The sequence below is a fragment of the Micromonospora deserti genome, from assembly GCF_003236335.1.
GTDB classification, from domain to species: Bacteria; Actinomycetota; Actinomycetes; order Mycobacteriales; family Micromonosporaceae; genus Micromonospora; species Micromonospora deserti.
On sequence record NZ_POUB01000101.1, the window covers coordinates 1 to 19,369 of the forward strand.

Consider the following 19,369-nt stretch of genomic DNA (forward strand, 5'->3'; position numbering starts at 1 on the left):
GCGGTCATCCGACGATCGCGTCGGAGGGTGGGTTGAACTCGCGGGTGGGCTTGCCCTTGAGTGCGTCGCGGAGGGTCTGGGCCACCGCGTTGATCGGGATCTGGGACTGCCCGTCGCCGACCGCGTTGAACGGGTTGTCCGGATCCGCGATGAAGCTCGCCGCGGCCAGTTCCGGGGTGTAGCCGACGAACCAGGCCGACCGGGTGCTGTCGGTGGTACCGGTCTTGCCGGCCACCGGGCGGCCGACGGTGCCCCGCACGCTGTCCGCGGTCGACCAGCCGCCGCAGCCGCCGCGGGCCGGCGTGTCCCCGGTGGGGCAGCGGGCCGCGTCGGTGGCCGCCCGGGCGGCGTCGGCGCTCACCACCTGCCGGCAGCGCGGTTTGGCGACCTCCCGCTCGATGCCGGAGGCGGTCCGGTACGTGGTCGGGGTCCCGTCCCGGTTGAAGATCGCCTGCACCGGGATCGCCTCGCAGTACCGGCCGTCCGCCGCCACCGCGCCGTACGCGGTGGCCATCTCCAGCGGGGTGGCGTCGGAGACGCCCAGGGTGAAGGCGCCCCACTTTTTCGCCTTGGCCGGGGACGCGTGCTCCCTGTCCACGTCGGTGCGCCACCGCAGCCCCAGCTGCTCGGCGAGGCGGACCGCCTTGTCCGCGCCGACCTGCTCCTCCAGCCACACGAAGTACGTGTTGACCGACTTGCCGAAGCCGGACCACATGGTCTGCACACCGGACATCGCGCCGCTGGCGTTCGACGGCGCCCAGCCGTCGTAGACCTCCGAGCGATACCGGTACGGAGCGTTGAACGTCGTGTTCAGGGTCATGCCCGAGTCGAGCGCCGCGAGCATCGGGAACATCTTGAACGTCGATCCGGCCTGATAGCCGGGCAGGTCGCCGCCGCCGAGCAGGGGCGCGACGGTGTTCGGGTAGTTCGCCTTCACCTTCGGCCCGGCCTCGGGGTTGTTGCTGGGCGGGTTGTCCTCCAGGTTCAGCGAGTACGTCCGGTTCACCGCCATCGCCTTCACCCGCCCGGTGCCCGGCTCGGAGACCACGATGCCGTTGGCGAACGGGCTGCCGGTGTTCTCCTTGGTGCCGACATTCTTCTCGGCCGCCTCCTGGATCTTCGGGTCCATGCTGAGCACGATGCGGTAGCCGCCCCGGCGCAGCTTGTCCATCCGTTCCAGCCGGTTGTCGCCGAACGCGGGCTGCGCGCTCCACCAGTTCTTCAGATAGTCGCAGGCGAAGCCCCAGCTGTTCCACTTCTCCGGCACCGAGGCGCAGTCGTTCGGCGGGTACGTCAGCTTGAGCCGGATCGGCTCGCGCTTGGCCCGGGCGGCATCATCGGGCGAGAGGTAACCCAGCTGGGCCATCCGGTCCAGCACGTAGTTGCGCCGGGCGGTGGCGTCCTTCTGGTCGGAGCTGGCCGGGTCGTACTCGGACGGGGACTTGACCAGCCCGGCGAGGGTGGCCGCCTCGACCGGCGTGAGGTCCTTCGGGGGCTTGGAGAAGAAGATCTCGCTGGCGGCGTAGATGCCGTAGGCCCGGTGCCCGAAGTACGCGGAGTTGAGGTAGCGCTCCAGGATCTGTTCCTTGCTCAGCTCCTTCTCCAGGTCGAGCGCCATCCGCATCTCGCGGATCTTGCGCAGGCTGGTCTGCTGGGTGGCCTCCTGCACTTCCTTCGGCGTCCGCGCGCTGTCCCGCAGCGCCATCCGGACGTACTGCATGGTCAGCGTGGAGGCGCCCTGGGAGACGCCGCTGGAACGGGCGTTGGCGACGAAGGCGCGGGCGACGCCCTTCGGGTCGACGCCGCGGTGCTGGTAGAAGCGGGAGTCCTCGGCGGCGACGATCGCCTGCTGCATGTTGGGCGAGATGTCCGACAGCTTGGTGTACTGCCGGTACTCCTCGTAGAACATCGTCAGGACGGTCTTGCCGTCCGGCGCGTACAGGTAGGACGTCTCGGCCGGCAACGCACTGGTGAGGATCTTGGTCTTGTGCTCCAGCGCGTGCGCGGTGACCTTGGCGCCGATGCCGGTGGCGGCGGCCACCGGATAGGCCAGGGCGGCGAGCACGATGCCGGCGATCAGGCCGGCGCGCAGGAGAGGGACGAGACGACCGGCGGCAGCAAGGGGTCGGTTGCTCACCTGGCCAAGTTATGACATTTCCGATTCGTGCATGAGAAGAACTCATAAACGCGGGGGGTGGTGATGTGACCCACGCCGGGATCGGCTGTCCCCTGCGCCGCCTTCCCGGCAGGATCGCGGTCATGCGTGGTCAGCCTGTCGCTCCGTCCCCCGACCTGGGCAACGGAGCCGAGCCGGACCTCACCCACCACGGTGACGCCGAGGTGGCTGACGGGCTGGTCGACCTCGCCGTCAACGTGCGGCGGGCCCCGATGCCCGACTGGCTGGCCGACCCGGTCACCGCCTCCCTCGCCGACCTGGCCGCGTACCCCGATCCGGGGCCGGCCCGAGCCGCCGTCGCCGCGCGGCACGGCCGCCCGCCCGCCGAGGTGCTGCTCACCGCCGGCGCGGCCGAGGGCTTCGTGCTGCTGGCCCAGGCGCTGCGCGGGGTGCGCCGGCCGGTGGTGGTGCACCCGCAGTTCACCGAGCCGGAGGCGGCGCTGCGCGCGGCCGGGCACCGGGTGGAGCGGGTGCTGCTCGACCCGGCCGACGACTTCCGGCTCGACCCGACCCGGGTGCCGGCCGACGCCGACCTAGTCATGATCGGCAACCCGACCAACCCCACCTCGGTGCTGCACGCCGCCGCCGACCTGGCCGTCCTGGCCCGGCCCGGTCGGGTGCTGGTGGTCGACGAGGCGTTCGCCGACACCACCGCCGCAGTGGGGGTGGCCGGTGAACCAGAATCCCTGACCACCCGGCGGGATCTGCCCGGGCTGCTGGTGGTGCGCAGCCTCACCAAGACCTGGGGCCTGGCCGGGCTGCGCATCGGCTACCTGCTCGGCGAGGCCGCCCTGCTGGAGCGGCTGGCCGCCGTCCAGCCCCTCTGGGCGGTCTCCACCCCCGCCCTGGCGGCCGCGACGGCCTGCGCCGCGCCCGTCGCGGTCGCGGCCGAGCGCATGATCGCCGCGCGGCTCGCCGCCGACCGTGCGCACCTGGTCAACCGCCTGGCGGCCCTGCCTGGCGTACGCGTGGCGGGCCGCCCGGCCAGCGCGTTCGTGCTGATCCACCTGCCCGGAGCGGCGCGGGTGCGCGACCTGCTGCGGGAGCGTGGCTGGGCGGTGCGCCGCGGCGACACCTTTCCCGGCCTCGGTCCGGACTGGCTGCGGCTCGCCGTGCGCGACCCGGCCACCACCGATGCGTTCACCGAGGTACTGGCGGAGATCCTGGAGGCATGATGCTGGAGACCACGATCGCGGCGATCCGGCCGCTGGACGAGTCGGCGATGACCGCCGCGCGGGAGTTGCAGGGCCGGCTGACCAAGCCGGCCGGTTCGCTCGGCGCCCTGGAGGAGCTCTCCGTACGCCTCGCCGGCCTGGCCGGGCACTGCCCGCCGCCGCTGCCGCAACCGGCCGCCGTGGCGATCTTCGCCGGTGACCACGGCGTGCACGCCCAGGGGGTGACCCCGTGGCCGCAGGAAGTGACCGCGCAGATGATCGGCAACTTCCTGGCCGGCGGCGCGGTGGTCAACGCGTTCGCCCGGCAGGCCGGTGCCTCGGTCACTGTGGTCGACGTCGGCGTGGCCACCCCGCTGCCCGTCGAGCCGGCCGCCGCCGCGAACACGCCCGCCCCCCGCGAGAGCGCGGACCGGGCCGCACGCGCCGGTGCCAGCCAGGTGGTCCGCGCACCCCGGCTGGTGTCCGCGAACGTCCGCCCCGGCACCCGGGATCTCGCGGTCACCGCCGCGCTCACCAGAGACGAGGCCCGGGCGGCGGTGGAGACGGGCATCCGGGTCGCCGACGAGCTGCTCGACGGCGGTGCCGGCATCCTGCTTACCGGCGACATGGGCATCGGCAACACCACGCCGGCCGCCGCCCTGGTCGCCGCGTTCACCGGGGCCGACCCGGCCGAGGCCACCGGCCGCGGCACCGGGGTGGACGACCCGACGTACGCCCGGAAGGTCGACGTGGTCCGGGCCGCGCTGGAGCGGCACCAGCCCGACCCGGCCGACCCGCTGGGCGTGCTGGCCGCAGTCGGCGGCCTGGAGCACGCGGCGCTGGCCGGGCTGATCCTGGGCGCCGCCGCCCGGCGGGTCCCGGTGCTGCTGGACGGGGTGATCGCGGTCTCCGCCGCGCTCGCCGCCGCCGCCTTCGCCCCGGACGCGGTCGGCGCCATGGTCGCCGGGCACCGCTCCGCCGAGCCGGGTGCCACGGTGGCGCTGCGCCGGCTGGGTCTCGACCCGCTGGTCGACCTCGGGCTGCGGCTCGGCGAGGGCACCGGCGCGCTGCTCGCACTGCCGGTGGTCACCGGTGCGGTCCGCGTGCTGCACGAGGTGGCCACCTTCGACTCGGCGGGGGTGGCCGAGAAGTGAGCACCAACCCGTACCCCCTCGGCCTGCGCCTCGCCGGTCGGCGGGTGGTCGTGGTGGGCGGGGGAGCGGTCGCCACCCGGCGGGTGCCGGCCCTGCTCGATGCCGGTGCGGACGTCTTCCTGGTCGCGCCGGAGTTGACCCCGGCGCTGCGCGCGCACGTCGACGCGCGACGGCTGCACTGGGCCCCGCGCCGGTTCGCCCCGGACGACCTGGACGGGGCGTGGCTGGTCCAGGTGGCGATCGACGACCCGATCGCGGCCGCGTCGGTCAGCGCCGCCGCCGCCGAGCGCCGGATCTTCTGCGTCCGTGCCGATGACCGGGCCGCCGCCACGGCGTGGACGCCGGCGGTGACCCGGCACGGGCCGGTCACCGTGGCGGTGCTCGGCGGGGGTGACCCGCGCCGGGCGATGAGCGTCCGGGATGCCGTGCGTGACCTGCTGGCGGCGCGGGTGGGCGAGGCGACGGGGGCGCCGGTGCGCCCGGGTGGGCCCGCGGACGCCACACCGGGGCGGGTCGCGCTGGTCGGTGCCGGCCCGGGTGACCCCGAACTGATCACCGTGAAGGGCTGGCGGCTGCTCACCCAGGCGGACGTGGTGGTCGCCGACCGGCTGGTGCCCGGACTGCTCCTCGACGAGCTGCGCGCCGACGTCGAGCTGGTGGACGCCTCCAAGATCCCGTACGGTCCGGCCCGGGCCCAGGAGGAGATCAACCGGATCCTGGTGGAGCGTGCCCTGGCCGGCCGGTTCGTGGTCCGGCTCAAGGGCGGTGACCCGTACGTCTTCGGCCGTGGCGGCGAGGAACTGCTGGCCTGCGCGGCGGCCGGCGTGCCGGTGACCGTGGTGCCCGGCGTGACCAGCTCGATCGCGGCTCCGGCGGCGGCCGGTATCCCGGTCACCCACCGGGCGGTGGCCCACGAGTTCACCGTCGTCTCCGGGCACGTCCCACCCGACTCGCCGGCCTCGCTGGTGCGCTGGGAGCACCTGGCTGGGCTGCGCGGCACGCTGGTCGTCCTCATGGGCCTGAAGAACCTGGCGGCGATCACCGCCACGCTGGTCGCGCACGGCCGGCCCGCGGACACCCCGGCGGCGGTGGTGCAGGAGGGCACGACCGGCGCCCAACGGGTGCTCCGCTCCACGCTCGGCGCGGTCGCCGCCGACGTCGCGGCCGCAGGTCTGCGGCCGCCCGCGGTGGTCGTCGTCGGCGACGTGGTCCCGGCCCTGTCCCCGCGGGGCGACGAACCGGCCGACCCGGACGGGTGAGGGTGTCCGGCGCCGACCGGCGAGGTGTGCCATGGTGATCACCGCGGTGAGGGTTCTCCCGGACCGGTCACCCGACGGCGGCCGGAGGCAGGAGCCTCCGGCCGCCGATCGCGCCGGTCAGGTCACTGCTTGAGCATGTTGTCCAGCAGCAGGGCGCAGCGGATCAGGCCGAGATGGCTGTACGCCTGCGGGTGGTTGCCCAGCCCGCGCTCGGCGAGGGGGTCGTACTGCTCGGGGAGCAGCCCGGTGGGGCCCGCGGTGAGGGTCATCTGCGCGAACAGCTCCTCGGCGTCGGTCCGCCGGCCGGTGCGCAGGTACGCCTCGATCAGCCAGGCCGTGCAGATGTGGAAGCCGCCCTCGCGGCCGGGCAGGCCGTCGTCCCAGTGGTACCGGTAGACGACCGGGCCGCTGCGCAGCTCCGCCTCGATCTTGAGCACGGTGGAGAGGAAGCGCGGGTCGTCGCCGGGGAGCAGGCCGGACAGCCCGATCCAGAGCGACGAGGAGTCCATCTCCTCGTCGCCGTACGCGACGCTGTACGCCTCCGCGTGCTCGTGCCAGCCGTACTCCAGCACGTTGGCGCCGATCCGGTCGCGCAGCTCCACCCACTCCGGGCGGTCCTCGCCGCCGTGCTGGCGCACCACGTGCAACGCCCGGTCGACGGTCATCCAGCACATGACCTTCGAGAAGATGTGGTGCCGCGGGGGGAGACGGGCCTCCCAGATGCCGTGGTCGGGCTCGTGCCAGCGGCGGCGGACCGCCTCGACCATGTTCTCCAGCACCCGCCACTCGTCGTCGCGGACCGAGCCGCGCACGTCGGCCACGGCGGCGATCAAATCGGCGATCGGGCCGAAGACGTCCAGCTGGAGCTGGTGGTTGGCGAGGTTGCCGACCCGCACCGGGCGAGAGCCGGCGTAGCCGGGCAGGGTGTCGATGACCGCTTCGGCGCCCAGCTCGTAGCCGTCCACCGTGTAGAGCGGGTGCAGCCGCTCCGGGTGGCCGCCGGTTCGCTCCACGACGCCGTCGATCCAGCGCAGCAGCGCCTCGGCCTCCTCGGTCGAGCCGAGATCGACCAGTGCCCGGGCGGTCATCGCCGCGTCCCGCAGCCAGCAGTAGCGGTAGTCCCAGTTCCGGACGCCGCCGAGTTCCTCGGGCAGTGAGGTGGTGGCGGCGGCCAGGATCGAGCCGGTGGCCTGGTGGCAGAGCCCGCGCAGGGTCAGCGCGCTGCGGATGACCAGATCCCGCGCGGTGTTGGGCAGCCGCAGCGAGGCCACCCAGTCCTTCCACGGCTGCTCCGCCGCGGCCTGCCGATCGTGGATCGGCAGCCGGTGGTGCTCCAGGCTGTGCGTGCCGAAGCGCAGCTCCAGGACGATCTGCCCACCGGCGGCGCGGAGGTCGACGACGGCCTTCGCGCTCTCGTACACGCCGTCGGTGTTGACCTCCCACTCGACGCCGGGGGAGTAGAGCGCGACCGGCTCGTTCGACCCGAGGACGAGTAGGCCGTCGCCGAGCGGTTGCAGCTGCACCGCCACCTGGCCGAACTCGGGCCGGGGCGCGAACTCCAGCCGGACCCGGCCGGAGCCGCTGAGTACCCGGATCAGCGTCGAGTCCCCGCTGACGATGGCCGGGCCGTCCGGCGTGGTCTCCGCCGCGGGCTTGTCCAGCCAGTCGGTGACGGTGAGGCCGGACCACCGGGTCTCGACGGTCATCGTGCCGGAGCGGTACCGCTGGCCGAGCGGGATGCCGCCGCGTTCCGGGGAGACGCTGAAGTGCCCGGCCGGGCTGCCGCCGACCAGGTCGGCGAAGATCGCCGCCGAGTCCGGCTTGGGGTGGCAGAGCCAGGTGATCTTGGCGTCGGGGGTGAGCAGGGCGATGGTGCGACCGTTGGCCAGCATCGAGTGGCGCTCGATCGGCACCGCTCGCTCGCCGAAGAGCCAGTGCCGCCGGGTCTCCAGCAGCAGCCCGAGCGCCCGGGCCGCCTCGATCGGTTCGGCGACCCGGTAGCCGGCCTTGGTGTCGCCCGGGCCGATCTTGATGCCGACGTCCGGCCCGTGCAGGTTGCCGAAGGCGTTCTCGTCGGTGACGTCGTCGCCGATGAAGAGCACCGCGCTGGCCGAGAGCTGGGTGCGCAGCTGGTCGACGGCGGTGCCCTTGTGGGTGGCCACCACCGACAGCTCGATGACCTCCTTGCCCTGGGTGACGGTGACGTCTCCCCAGGTGGCGGGGCCGCTGAGGACCGCCTCGATGGCGGTGGCGGCGATCTGCGGGTCCACGCCGCGGGTGTGCACCGCGACGCTCGCCGGCTTGCGCTCCAACCGGACGCCGGGATGGGCGGTGGCGATCTCGCGCAGCGCGTCGCGCAGCCGGGTGCGGACGGCGATCAGCTCGGGGGAGAGCCGTTCGACGAACCCGATGTCGAACTCGGAGCCGTGGCTGCCGACCAGGTGTACCTCGCTGGGTAGCCGGGACAGGGCGGCCAGATCGCGCAGTGCCCGCCCGGAGACCACGGCCACGGTGGTCTGCGGCAGCGCCGCGAGGGCGCGCACCGCCGCCACCGACTCCCGCAGCGGTACCGCCTTGCTCGGGTCTGCCACGATCGGCGCCAGGGTGCCGTCGTAGTCGCAGGCGATCAGGAGCTGGGGGACCCGGGCGATCCGGCCGATGGCCGTACGCAGCTCCGGGTCCATCGTGCCCGCCGCCGGGATGGCGATATCGCTGGCGGCGGTGTTCACGCCGCCTCCGCCTGGGGCACACCGAGCTCGGTGAGGAACGACTTCGCCCAGTGCCCCACGTCGTGGGTACGCAGATGGCGTTGCATAGTCCGCATGCGGCGGCGGGCCTCCGGCTTCTCGACATGCACGGCCCGCAGCAGGGCATCCTTGACCGCGTCCGGGTCGTGCGGGTTGCACAGGAACGCCTGGCGCAGCTCGGTTGCGGCGCCGGCGAACTCACTGAGCACGAGCGCGCCGCCCTGGTCGGCGCGCGATGCGACGTACTCCTTGGCCACCAGATTCATTCCGTCTCGCAGCGGGGTCACCATCATCACGTCGGCAGCGGCGTACATCGCGGCCAGTTCAGTGCGACTGTACGACTGATGCAGATAATGCACTGCCGGCACACCCACCCTGCCGAATTCGCCATTAATCCGACCAACTTCGCGCTCTACCTTGACACGAAGCGCCTGGTAGTGCTCCACCCGCTCGCGGCTCGGGGTGGCGACCTGCACCATAACCGCGTCCGGCACTGTCAACTTTCCGTCAGCCAGCAGTTCCCGGAACGCCTTGAGCCGCAGCTCGATGCCCTTGGTGTAGTCCAGCCGGTCCACGCCGAGGACGATGGTCCTCGGGTTGCCCAGCTCCTCGCGGATCTCCTTGGCGCGGGCCTGGATCGCCGGATCCGCGGCCAGCCGCTCCATCTCCTTGGTGTCGATCGAGATGGGGAAGGCACCGGCCTTCACCTGGCGGCCGTCGACCTGGATCATCTGCCCCTCGTAGCGCAACCCCAGCAGGTGGCGGGCCAGTCGGACGAAGTTCTGCGCCGCGAGCCGCTGCTGGAACCCGACCAGGTCGGCGCCGAGCAGGCCGCGCAGGATCTCGGTGCGGAACGGCATCTGCATGAACAGCTCGATGGGCGGGAACGGGATGTGCAGGAAGAAGCCGATCCGCAGGTCCGGCCGTAGCTCGCGGAGCATCGCCGGGACGAGCTGGAGCTGGTAGTCCTGCACCCAGACCGTGGCGCCCTCGGCCGCGACCTCCGCCGCCGCCTCCGCGAACCGCGCGTTGACCAGCCGGTACGCCTCTCGCCAGCGGCGCTTGTAGGCCGGGGTCTCGACCGCGTCGTGGTAGAGCGGCCAGATCGTCGCGTTGGACTGCCCCTCGTAGTAGCGCTCCAGCTCCTCGGCGCTCAGCGGCACCGGGTGCAGCCGGATTCCCTCCAGGTCGAACGGCTCCGGCGCGGCGCCGGTGCCGCCGGCCCAGCCGACCCAGGTGCCCTGGTGCTCGGCGAGGACGGGGTGCAGTGCGGTGACCAGCCCGCCGGGGCTGCGTCGCCACTGCCGTCCCTCGGGTGTGCTCACCTCGTCGACCGGCAGTCGGTTCGCCACTACGACAAAGGAGCTACGGACGGTCACGATCGGCCACCTCCGGGTGCTGACGGGTCCACCGCGATGAGCGTACTGAGCGTAGCTGCGGCGTCTGGAGCCCCGTGCCGGAGTTACCTACCCGTCCCACGCCCGCCGAACCGCCAACGTGATCTTGCCGGCAGGGCCCGCCCGGCACGCGCCGGGCGGGGTGATGTGGGCGTAGCCCGCCGTACCTGTCAGGATTGATGACGGCGTGCGCGCGGCCGGCCCCCGGCCGGCGGCGGCGGGCGGCGGTCGCAGCCCGCGCCCGTGCCCCGCAACCCAGTCGCAATTACGGAGGTAGCCCGCACCGTGGCCCAGTTCATCTACGTCCTGGAAAAGGCGCGCAAGGCGCACGGCGACAAGGTCGTGCTCGACAACGTGACGCTGAACTTCCTGCCGGGGGCCAAGATCGGTGTGGTCGGTCCGAACGGCGCCGGCAAGTCCAGCCTGCTCAAGATCATGGCGGGCTGGGACCAGCCGAGCAACGGCGAGGCCCGCCTGATGCCCGGCTTCACCGTCGGCATGCTGGCGCAGGAGCCGCCGCTCAACGACGCCAAGACCGTCCTGGGCAACATCGAGGAGGCGGTCGCGGAGACCAAGGCCAAGCTGGAGCGGTTCAACAAGATCGCCGAGCAGATGGCCACCGACTACTCCGACGAGCTGATGGAGGAGATGGGCCGGCTCCAGGAGGAGCTGGACCACGCCGACGCCTGGGACATCGACTCCAAGCTCGAACTGGCCATGGACGCGCTGCGCTGCCCGTCGCCGGACGCCGACGTGACCCAGCTCTCCGGTGGTGAGCGCCGCCGGGTCGCGCTGTGCAAGCTGCTGCTGGAGACGCCTGACCTGCTGCTGCTCGACGAGCCCACCAACCACCTGGACGCGGAGAGCGTGCAGTGGTTGGAGCAGCACCTGGCCAAGTACGCCGGCACGGTCATCGCGATCACCCACGACCGGTACTTCCTCGACAACGTGGCCAACTGGATCCTGGAGCTGGACCGCGGCCGCGCCTACCCGTACGAGGGCAACTACTCCACCTACCTGGAGAAGAAGGCCGCCCGGATGGGGGTCGAGGGGCGCCGCGACGCCAAGATGAAGAAGCGCCTCGCCGAGGAGCTGGAGTGGGTCCGCTCCAACGCCAAGGCCCGGCAGACCAAGTCCAAGGCCCGGCTCGACCGGTACGAGGAGATGGCCACCGAGGCCGAGAAGACCCGCAAGCTGGACTTCGAGGAGATCCAGATCCCGCCGGGCCCGCGCCTGGGCAGCACGGTCATCGAGGCGCAGCACCTCACCAAGGCCTTCGGTGACCGGGTGCTGATCGACGACCTCAGCTTCTCGCTGCCCCGCAACGGCATCGTCGGCGTGATCGGCCCGAACGGCGTCGGCAAGACCACCCTGTTCAAGACCATCGTGGGCCTGGAGGAGCCGACCGACGGTTCGGTCAGGGTCGGCGAGACCGTCTCGCTGTCGTACGTCGACCAGAGCCGAGCGGGCCTGGCCGGTGACAAGACGGTCTGGGAGACCGTCTCCGACGGGCTGGACCACCTCCTGGTGGGCAAGGTCGAGATGCCGTCCCGGGCGTACATCGCGGCGTTCGGGTTCAAGGGCCCGGACCAGCAGAAGCCGACCAAGGTGCTCTCCGGCGGCGAGCGCAACCGGTTGAACCTCGCGCTGACGCTGAAGATCGGCGGCAACGTGATCCTGCTGGACGAGCCGACCAACGACCTCGACGTGGAGACCCTCGGCAGCCTGGAGAACGCGCTGCTGGAGTTCCCCGGCTGCGCCGTGGTCATCTCGCACGACCGGATGTTCCTCGACCGGGTGGCCACGCACATCCTGGCCTGGGAGGGTGACGACCAGAACCCGGCGCGGTGGTTCTGGTTCGAGGGCAACTTCGAGGCGTACGAAAAGAACAAGATCGACCGGCTGGGCGCCGAGGCTGCCCGGCCGCACCGGGTGACCTACCGCAAGCTCACCCGCGACTGAGTGCGGCGGGCCGGTGCTGATCGGTGAGTGATCGGTTTGTTTACCACTGCACGCTGCGGTGGTCCGACCTGGACGCGTATGGCCACGTCAACAACTCGCGCTTCCTCACGCTGTACGAGGAGGCGCGGGTGGCGTTGATGTTCGCCGGCGGCCGGGCGTGGGGGGTGGGCTCGTTCGCCGACGGCGTGGTGATCCGCCGGCACGAGGTCGACTACCTGCGCCCGGTCGACTACGCGCTCGGCCGGGCCAGCGCGGAGGCGGCGCCCACCGTGCGGATCGAACTCTGGGTGGAGGAGATCCGGGCCGCCTCGTTCACCGTCGCCTACGAGCTGTACGACGGTGACGTGCTGGCCAGCCGCGCCCGCTCGGTGCTGGTCCCGTTCGACCTCGACCGGCAGGCGCCGCGCCGGGTAACCCCGGCCGAACGGGAGTTCCTGCTCGCGTACGCCCCGTCCGGCGGGCCGGCGTGAGCGCGGCCGGCCGGCGACCCACCGGCTCCGCGCCGCCGCCGGACGAAAGCGCGGCGCCGGGGCACGGGATCGTCGACGTGGCCGACGCCGGCGCGTTCCTGGCCCGGCTCGTCCGGCTGGACCCGCGGGCGCTGGTCCGGCTCCGGGCGGGCGACGCGGGTGGGCGTACCGTCCTCTGGGCCCGCCTGCCGTGGGGGGTCCTGGCGGGCCGCACGGTGGCCGGGGCCGGTCCCGGCGACGCCACCGTCGCGGCCGGCGAGCTGTTGGCCGAGCTGGCCGCGGGGAGCGGGACCCTGCCCGGCCGCCGGGACGCGCAGTGGCGGTGGCCGCTGCCACCGGCGGCGAGCCGCCGGGTGGAGACGGTGCCCGCCGGCGAGGTGCGGCGGATCGCGGAGGCGGCCGCGGGCACCCTGCGCAGCGCGGCCGCGCACGGGGTGGGCGGCCGGGCGGTCGGGCAACGGGCGCTGCGGGACGCGCTGCTCGACCACGTGCCGCTGGTGGTCACCCCGGACGATCCGTCCGCCGGACCGGTCGAGGTGACCCAGCGGCTGGTCCAAGGGCTGGTCCGGATGGGCTTCCTGGGCGCCGCGCCGGGGGACGGCGCGCCGGCCGGCATCCAGGTGCGCACGGCGGGCCGGTGGATCGGTCTGGTGGGACCATACGGAGCGGTCTGGTCGCAGAAGGCGACGGATCTTGTCGTAAGGCCGGCCGCGAATCATCCGTTCGGATGACCCGGGATCATTCTTCTGGCCTGGGGCTGTCGTTGGGGGGATGCCTCAACCCGGCTGTCCGGGTACCGTCCATCCTCGGATCCAACGCACCGTAGGCGGCTGGATCCGCTGGGGAGTGAGGTGCGCGAGCGATGCCGTGGTGGTCATGGCGCCCCGGTCCCGCCAACGGCGGCGGCGACCCGGAAAGTCGAAGCGGGATCACAGTGGAGGGCACCGTCCGGGTCGGACCGCCGGCCCCCCGTCAGCCGGGAGACGACTGCCCGGCCCCCGACCGGCCCCAGATCGCGGACATACCGGCCACCGTCGAGCCGGTCACCCTGGGCCGGGTCTGTGACGCGCTCGACCTGCTCGACGTGCGTTACCTGGCCGACGGCGACGGGAACCTGCTGGCCATGTGGGAGCGGCACGCGGTGCTGGTCACCCTGGAGGGCCCGGAGGACGAGATCCTCGTGATGCGGGCCCGCCCGCACGCGACGGTGCCGCCGGACTGGGCCGACCGGGCCTACCGGGTGGTCAACGAGTGGAACCACACCCGCCGGTTCTGCAAGGCCTACATCGGCGACCCGACCGAGCGCGGTCAGTTGCCGATCTATGCGGAGTTGCAGGTGCCGTTCGGCGCGGGGGCGCACGACGCGCTCCTGGTGGAGATGCTCGACTGCGGTGCCGCGGTGGCCACCAGCTTCGTCGACTGGCTGCACGACGAGGGCGCCCTGCTCTGAGGCGGGGCCCCGACGTGGTGCGCGTCAGGCCGGCCCGGCCAGGTCGTCCATCGCGTTGACCATGAAGTACGCGGCCCGCTCCAGGTAGTCCCACAGCGGCGTGGCGAGTTCCGCCGGCAGGTCGAGTCGGTCGACGGCCCGCCGCATGTGGAGCAGCCACGCATCCCGCTCGGCGGCGCCGATCCGGAACGGCGCGTGCCGGATCCGCAGCCGCGGGTGCCCGCGCTGGGCGGAGTAGGTGTTCGGGCCACCCCAGTACTGGATCAGGAACAGGGTCAACCTGTCCGCCGCCGGGCCGAGGTCCTCCTCGGGATACATCGGGCGCAGCAGCGGGTCGGTGGCCACGCCGGCGTAGAACTCGTCCACCAGCTTGCGGAAGGTGGGTTCGCCGCCGACCGCTTCGAAGAGCGTCGTCGACGGACGGTCGGACTCACCTGCGGGATTCACCGTTCCATCCTGCCAGGCCCCGTCCGGGCCGGGCCGGGGGTGTGCGCTGTGGGTCAGGTCACCGCGTGCCGGCGCCGGCCCGGCTCGCCCGGCCGGCCGCCGACCCCGTCGTGCTGCTCCTCCGGCGGCCGCCGCTCGTCTCCCGGCCGGTGACTTGCGCCGGCGGGTGGCTCCACCGCCGTACCGGCCCGCTGGGCGGCGGCGATGGTCGCGTCGATCGTCTGCCGGCTCGGCCAGCTCAGCGCCGCGAGGGTCATCAGCAGGACGCCGGCGGCGCTCCACACACCGACCACCACCGGGATCGCGAAGCGCTCCGCCAGCAGGCCGGTGACCATCACGGCCAGGCCCTGGATGACCTGGACGCCGGTGGCCATCACGCCGAAGGCGCGGGCCCGGAAGCCGTCCGGCAGCGCCTGCACGAACAGGCCGTTGGCCACCGGCAGCATGCCGGCGACCGCGAACCCGCAGGCGGCGGCGAGCAGCGCGACCACCAGCGGCGGCGGGTCGAACAGCGCGGGCACCAGCGCCAGCGGGGAGAGCACGGCCAACGGCCGCATCAGGGCGAGCCGGCGCTCCGGCCCGAAGGCCCGCCCGACGAGCAGGCCGCCCACGATGAAGCCGACCGGGTTGGCCGCCATGATGACCGCCTGGGCGACACCGGCGTCCATGCCGCCGGCGTGCTCGTTGGCCCACGCCGCCGCGAGGCCCTCGGGCACCACGGAGAAGAGCATGGCACTGAAGACCAGGACCGCGATGGACCGCAGTACCGGGGTACCGAACACGATGCGGAAGCCGTCGCCGGTCTCCCGCAGCAGGTGACTGCGGTGCTCGGTGGACATCGCCGGTGGCCGGTCGGCCACCCCGGTCCGGACCAGTGCGGCCGACACGGCGAAGGTGGCCGCGTTGATCAGCAGGGCCGCCATCGGGTCGTACGCCGCGATGGCGGCGCCGGCCAGGTAGCCGACGACCTGGGCGGCCTGGCCGACGCTGCCGTTGACGGACAACCCGACCACCAGGCGGTCCCCGGTGAGGATCAGCGGCAGCAGGGCCGACCGGGCGGCCTGGCTCGGCGGGTTGGCCAGCGTGGTGGCGAAGAGCAGGACCAGGATGGCCTCGACCGGCATGCCGGGGATGGCGATGACCAGCATCAGCGCCATCCGGATGAGGTCGCAGACCACCATCACCTGCCGGTAGCGGTGGCGCTCGGCGAGCGTGGCGAGCAGCGGGCCACCGACCAGCCAGGGCAGGTAGCTCACCGCGAAGGCGGCCGCCGAGAGGGCGACCGAGCGCGTCTCCTGGTAGACCAGCAGGGTGACCGCGGCCTTGGCGATGTAGTCGCCGATCCAGGACAGAGCGCTGGCCGCGAAGACGGCCCGATACTCACGCTCGGCGAACACCTCACGGAAGGTGGCCGGCCCTTCCGGGGAGGGTCGCTCGTCGGACACGTCGCCTCCATCGTTCCCACGGCGGGCCGCTCGTGACAGCCGGGCCGGGAACCGTCGTCAGATCTACGGATCAGCGAGGACGTGATCACGCTCCGGGGGGAGCGTGTGCACCGGATTCTGCCCGATCGTCCGACGACTGGCTAGGGCGAACGGATTGATCGTCGCATCTCCGACTGAACGAACGGACGATACCCGAGGGGCCGGCCGGCCCGCGACCCCCGGTTGCGCGGCCACCGTCCACGGGTCAGGTGGCGCCGCCCTGGCCGGTCTCGCCGGGCGGCCGCGTCGGCACGCCGGGGTAGAGCCGGGCGGCGGCGATCTTGGCGGTGATCCCGGAATTCTCCAGCGCCTCGGCGAGCCGGCGACGCAGCTCCCGGCCGACCGCGAACTGGCCGTCGGCGGTGGTCTTGACCACCGTACGGATCACGGCTCCGTCCACCGTCACCTGTTCGACGCCCAGCACCTCCGGCGCCTCCACGATCTCCGGCGCCAGTGCCGGGTCCATCGCGACGGACGCGGCTGCGGTACGCAGCACCGCCGTCGCCTCCTCCGTGCCGGCGAAGCCGATCGGCAGGTCGACCACGACCAGCGCCCAGCCCTGGCTCCTGTTGCCCACCCGGATGATCTCGCCGTTGCGGATGTACCAGAGCACGCCCCGCCCGTCGCGGACGGTGGTCACCCGCAGGCCCACCGACTCCACCACACCGCTCGCCTCGCCGAGGTCCACCATGTCCCCCACGCCGTACTGGTCCTCCACCAGCATGAACAGGCCGGCGATCAGATCCTTGACCAGGCTCTGCGCGCCGAAGCCGAGCGCCACCCCGGCGATGCCGGCGCTGGCCAGCAGCGGGGCCAGGTCGAAGCTGAACTCCTTGAGCACCATCAGCAGCGCGATGCCGAAGATGAACGCGGTGGCCAGGCTGCGCAGCACCGAGCCGATCGCCTCGGCGCGCTGCCGGCGGCGTTCGGGGATGAACTCGCCCGGCTCGGTGGCGGCGGTGGGGATCCGCTCGCGCAGCGGCCGCAGCAGGGTGGGCACGGCGCCGCCGGTGGTGGTGCGCACCAGCCGCTTGATGGTCCGGTGCACCAGCCACCGGGCGACCACGGCCAGTAACAGGATCAGGGCGATCCGCAGTGGCTTGAGCAGGATCCAGTAGCTGCCCTCGGCGAACCACACCGAGCGGGTCAGGTCGAACACGCTCCGGCAGAGGGTGTCGTCCAAGCAGGTGGGCGACGGGTCCGGCTGCGGCCCCTCCGCGGCGGGCAGGGCGAGCGGGGTCAGGCTGGCAACGGTCACGATGTCTTCGTACCGCACTCCGGGCGGTCGCTCCGCGCCGACCCACCGCCCGCCGGCGCCCCCGCTCTGCGGATCGTACGCCACCGAACCGGATCATCCCGGCATGCGCGGCGAAAGCTTCCCGGGGGAGCCCGGATTAGTACGTGCAATCCGGGGTCTTATCAGGGACGATTGGCGCACGGACGTCGGTGATCCGGCCGGCGTCGGCCGTGGTGGGTCGCTGTGCCCGTTCCCGGTCGGCGGTGGCGAGCGGGGGCCGCTGAACCGGGAGGGTGAGCCCGATGCCTGACATACGACCCATGGTGGGCTCCGGCGCGTTGGTCCTCAACGCCACCTACGAGCCGCTGTGTGTCGTGTCGGTGCGTCGTGCCGCCATCCTCGTGCTCTCCGCCAAGGCGGTCTGTGTCGCCGACGGCGACGGGGTGCTGCACAGCGCCCGCAACTCGCTGCCGGTGCCGTCGGTCGTCCGGCTCACCCGCTTCGTACGGGTGCCCTACCGCACCCACGTCGGGCTGTCCCGGCGGGCGATCTTCGCCCGGGACGGCTGGCGGTGCGCCTACTGCCGGGGCCCGGCGGAGACCATCGATCACGTCTTCCCGCGCAGCCGGGGCGGGCGGCACGCCTGGGAGAACGTCGTCGCCGCCTGCGCCCGCTGCAACCACACGAAAGGCGACAAGACGCCGGCCGAGCTGGGCTGGCGGTTGCACGCGCTGCCGGCGGCCCCGAAGGGCACCGCGTGGCGGGTGCTCGGCCACCGGGCGCCGGATCCGCGCTGGGCGGACTGGCTCGACCTGCGCGAGCCCGAGGCCGCCTGAACCGAGGATTCCCCGGCGCCGGTTGACCCCCTCACGTTTCACTCCGGCCGCGCCTGCACCAGTGACGCGAAGACCACCACGTTGTCGGCGTAGCCGGTCTCCCCGCCGACCCAGCGCCCCCCGCAGGTGATCAACCGTAGGTTGGGCCGGCTGAAGTCGCCGAAGACCTCGTCGGCCGGCAACCGCTGCTTGTCGAACCGCTCCACCGAGTTCACCTCGAAGACCGCCACCCTGCGGTCGGCGCGGGTGACCTCGATCCGGTCCCCGGAACGCAGCTGCCGCAGATCGTGGAACACGGCCGGGCCGGTGCTGGTGTCGACGTGCCCGACGATCACGGCCGGACCGTACTGTCCCGGGGTCGGTCCCTGGTCGTACCAGCCGGCCTCCTGGGCCCGGGCGGCGTCCGGTGCGGCGATGCTGCCGTCGCCGGCGATGCCCACGCTGTGCACGGGCGCGTGCAGGTCGAGGGTGTCGATGGCGATGCCGACCGGCCGGCTGGCCGGCAGCACCGGGAACTTCTTCGGCGGCGGCCGCAGCCCCGCGATGAACCGGTCCGGCAGCATGCTGATCCCGGTGACCCGCTCCACCCCGAGCATCGCGATGATCAGCACCATCAGCGTCCCGATCACCAGGACCGGCAGCCCGGGGCCCGCGCTGCCGACCAGCCGCCGGGGACCGGCCGGAACCCAGGCGCGGCGGGGGCGGGCCGGTAGCGGCCGGGCGGCCGGGTCGGTGGTCGCCATGCTGGCCGAGACCGCCTCGGCAGCCACCCGGCGCAGCCGGCCGGAGGCCGCCACGACCAGCCGGCCGGACGCGCGCAGGGCCCGTCGGGCCGGCGCCCGGACCCGATCCGGGTCCGGGTCCGGGGTACGCCTGTGGGAGCCGGCCATGGCGAGTGGCGGGTCAGGAACCGTTCCCGGTCCGACGGTTGCCGAGGAAGCCGAACCCCACCGTGAGGGCGACCGCGGCGAGACCGCCGATCAGCAGCAGCGAACCGGTGCCGGGGCCGCCGGCGGTGCCTCCGCCCCCGGTCGCCGGTCCCTTGGTGGGCTGCTCCATGTTCAGCACGGTGAGCGTGGTGGTCGCCGTCTTGCCGTTCTGGCAGCGCAGGTCGACCGGGTAGTCGCCGGGGTCCTTGTTGCCCGGGATCGTCACCTGGCCGGTCAGGAAGCCGTTGTCCGGCCGGAGCGTCACCCGCCCGAAGGCGTCGGATTGCACGTCGGCCTGCCTGTTGTTGGCGTTGTCGCAACTGGCCCGGATGCTCACCCGGGTGCCCGCCTGCGCGGGGTTCGGCGTTACCTCGACGAAGATGTTCTCGCCTGCCCGGGCGGATCCCGCCCCGATCAGGACGAACGCCCCGATCAGGACGAACGCCCCGACCAGGGCGAACGCCCCGAGCAGTCGGATGATGATCGATGGGAAGAGTGTTCCCCCGTATGGTCGCAGACCCCGCATGATCCTCCCTCCCGGCACCGGTGTACCGGTCCTGCTGGGGCGACCCACGGGGCTTTCCCCTTGCTCCGGGCGCTAACCCGGCGGCCCGGCCGGGCAGGCGGCGCCCAGGGTCTCAGCGGTGCCGGGCGGTGGGGTCTCAGC

Annotated in this window: 16 protein-coding genes; 8 read left to right on the forward strand and 8 right to left on the reverse strand. The window is 73.0% G+C overall.

Annotated elements, in window-relative coordinates:
- Positions 1–4: 4 nt before the first annotated feature.
- The gene (locus C1I99_RS15965; RefSeq protein ID WP_111135011.1) at positions 5–2,137 is read right to left on the reverse strand and encodes a transglycosylase domain-containing protein; all 2,133 of its coding nucleotides are present in this window, start codon (positions 2,135–2,137) and stop codon (positions 5–7) included.
- A 122-nt stretch (positions 2,138–2,259) separates the two neighbouring features.
- Between C1I99_RS15965 and cobC the strand changes: the two genes are divergently transcribed.
- The 3 genes from cobC to cobA are packed head-to-tail and all read left to right on the forward strand — an operon-like array spanning position 2,260 to position 5,743.
- Entirely contained in the window at positions 2,260–3,351 is a 1,092-nt protein-coding gene (cobC, locus tag C1I99_RS15970) for an Rv2231c family histidinol phosphate aminotransferase CobC (RefSeq protein WP_111135022.1), read from the forward strand.
- Positions 3,351–4,484, forward strand: coding sequence for a nicotinate-nucleotide--dimethylbenzimidazole phosphoribosyltransferase (gene cobT / locus C1I99_RS15975; RefSeq protein WP_111135021.1), 1,134 nt, complete (start codon positions 3,351–3,353; stop codon positions 4,482–4,484). Before cobC ends, cobT begins: the two co-directional genes overlap by 1 nt.
- Positions 4,481–5,743 (forward strand): uroporphyrinogen-III C-methyltransferase, encoded by a 1,263-nt coding sequence (cobA, locus tag C1I99_RS15980; protein WP_111135012.1) that lies wholly within the window; start codon positions 4,481–4,483, stop codon positions 5,741–5,743. Before cobT ends, cobA begins: the two co-directional genes overlap by 4 nt.
- Before the next feature lie 122 nt (positions 5,744–5,865).
- Here the strand turns inward: cobA and otsB are convergent, their stop codons facing one another.
- Both otsB and C1I99_RS15990 read right to left on the reverse strand, forming a co-directional pair.
- Entirely contained in the window at positions 5,866–8,427 is a 2,562-nt protein-coding gene (gene otsB / locus C1I99_RS15985; RefSeq protein ID WP_111135023.1) for a trehalose-phosphatase, read from the reverse strand.
- A 41-nt stretch (positions 8,428–8,468) separates the two neighbouring features.
- Positions 8,469–9,869, reverse strand: a complete 1,401-nt coding sequence (locus C1I99_RS15990; protein WP_111135013.1) for an alpha,alpha-trehalose-phosphate synthase (UDP-forming) — start codon at positions 9,867–9,869, stop codon at positions 8,469–8,471.
- A gap of 303 nt (positions 9,870–10,172) precedes the next feature.
- Here C1I99_RS15990 and ettA point away from each other — a divergent pair, with 303 nt between their 5' ends.
- The 4 genes from ettA to C1I99_RS16010 all read left to right on the forward strand — a co-directional run bounded on the left by ettA (position 10,173) and on the right by C1I99_RS16010 (position 13,769).
- Positions 10,173–11,849, forward strand: a complete 1,677-nt coding sequence (gene ettA, locus C1I99_RS15995) for an energy-dependent translational throttle protein EttA (protein WP_111135014.1) — start codon at positions 10,173–10,175, stop codon at positions 11,847–11,849.
- Between the two features lie 23 nt (positions 11,850–11,872).
- A complete protein-coding gene (locus tag C1I99_RS16000) occupies positions 11,873–12,319 on the forward strand; it encodes an acyl-CoA thioesterase (protein WP_111135015.1) in 447 nt (148 codons plus the stop codon).
- Positions 12,316–13,050 (forward strand): DUF8185 domain-containing protein, encoded by a 735-nt coding sequence (locus tag C1I99_RS16005; protein WP_199562160.1) that lies wholly within the window; start codon positions 12,316–12,318, stop codon positions 13,048–13,050. Before C1I99_RS16000 ends, C1I99_RS16005 begins: the two co-directional genes overlap by 4 nt.
- A 131-nt stretch (positions 13,051–13,181) precedes the next feature.
- Complete coding sequence (locus C1I99_RS16010) at positions 13,182–13,769, forward strand: type III secretion system chaperone family protein (protein WP_111135016.1); 588 nt, start codon at positions 13,182–13,184, stop codon at positions 13,767–13,769.
- Between the two features lie 24 nt (positions 13,770–13,793).
- On the opposite strand, the gene C1I99_RS16015 is transcribed toward C1I99_RS16010, so the two are convergent.
- The 3 genes from C1I99_RS16015 to C1I99_RS16025 form a co-directional block, all read right to left on the reverse strand.
- A complete protein-coding gene (locus tag C1I99_RS16015) occupies positions 13,794–14,216 on the reverse strand; it encodes a globin (protein WP_111135017.1) in 423 nt (140 codons plus the stop codon).
- Positions 14,217–14,269: 53 nt separating this feature from the next.
- On the reverse strand, positions 14,270–15,661 hold the full coding sequence (locus tag C1I99_RS16020) for an MFS transporter (RefSeq protein WP_111135018.1): 1,392 nt from the start codon (positions 15,659–15,661) through the stop codon (positions 14,270–14,272).
- Between the two features lie 244 nt (positions 15,662–15,905).
- Complete coding sequence (locus C1I99_RS16025) at positions 15,906–16,958, reverse strand: mechanosensitive ion channel family protein (protein ID WP_233512530.1); 1,053 nt, start codon at positions 16,956–16,958, stop codon at positions 15,906–15,908.
- Positions 16,959–17,239: 281 nt separating this feature from the next.
- Between C1I99_RS16025 and C1I99_RS16030 the strand changes: the two genes are divergently transcribed.
- Positions 17,240–17,773, forward strand: coding sequence for an HNH endonuclease (locus C1I99_RS16030; protein WP_111135019.1), 534 nt, complete (start codon positions 17,240–17,242; stop codon positions 17,771–17,773).
- Positions 17,774–17,811: 38 nt separating this feature from the next.
- Here C1I99_RS16030 and C1I99_RS16035 read toward each other — a convergent pair whose 3' ends face one another.
- Both C1I99_RS16035 and C1I99_RS16040 read right to left on the reverse strand, forming a co-directional pair.
- Positions 17,812–18,663 (reverse strand): class F sortase, encoded by an 852-nt coding sequence (locus tag C1I99_RS16035; RefSeq protein WP_111135020.1) that lies wholly within the window; start codon positions 18,661–18,663, stop codon positions 17,812–17,814.
- 13 nt (positions 18,664–18,676) lie between these two features.
- On the reverse strand, positions 18,677–19,228 hold the full coding sequence (locus C1I99_RS16040) for a hypothetical protein (protein WP_233512531.1): 552 nt from the start codon (positions 19,226–19,228) through the stop codon (positions 18,677–18,679).
- Positions 19,229–19,369: the final 141 nt, after the last annotated feature.

Bases quoted from the DNA above. Each gene is read 5' to 3' on its own strand.
- C1I99_RS16040 (WP_233512531.1), bottom strand. From the start codon at position 19,228: ATGCGGGGTCTGCGACCATACGGGGGAACACTCTTCCCATCGATCATC.
- C1I99_RS16035 (WP_111135020.1), bottom strand. From the start codon at position 18,663: ATGGCCGGCTCCCACAGGCGTACCCCGGACCCGGACCCGGATCGGGTC.
- C1I99_RS16030 (WP_111135019.1), top strand. From the start codon at position 17,240: ATGCCTGACATACGACCCATGGTGGGCTCCGGCGCGTTGGTCCTCAAC.
- C1I99_RS16010 (WP_111135016.1), top strand. From the start codon at position 13,182: ATGCCGTGGTGGTCATGGCGCCCCGGTCCCGCCAACGGCGGCGGCGAC.
- cobT (WP_111135021.1), top strand. From the start codon at position 3,351: ATGCTGGAGACCACGATCGCGGCGATCCGGCCGCTGGACGAGTCGGCG.
- cobC (WP_111135022.1), top strand. From the start codon at position 2,260: ATGCGTGGTCAGCCTGTCGCTCCGTCCCCCGACCTGGGCAACGGAGCC.
- otsB (WP_111135023.1), bottom strand. From the start codon at position 8,427: ATGGACCCGGAGCTGCGTACGGCCATCGGCCGGATCGCCCGGGTCCCC.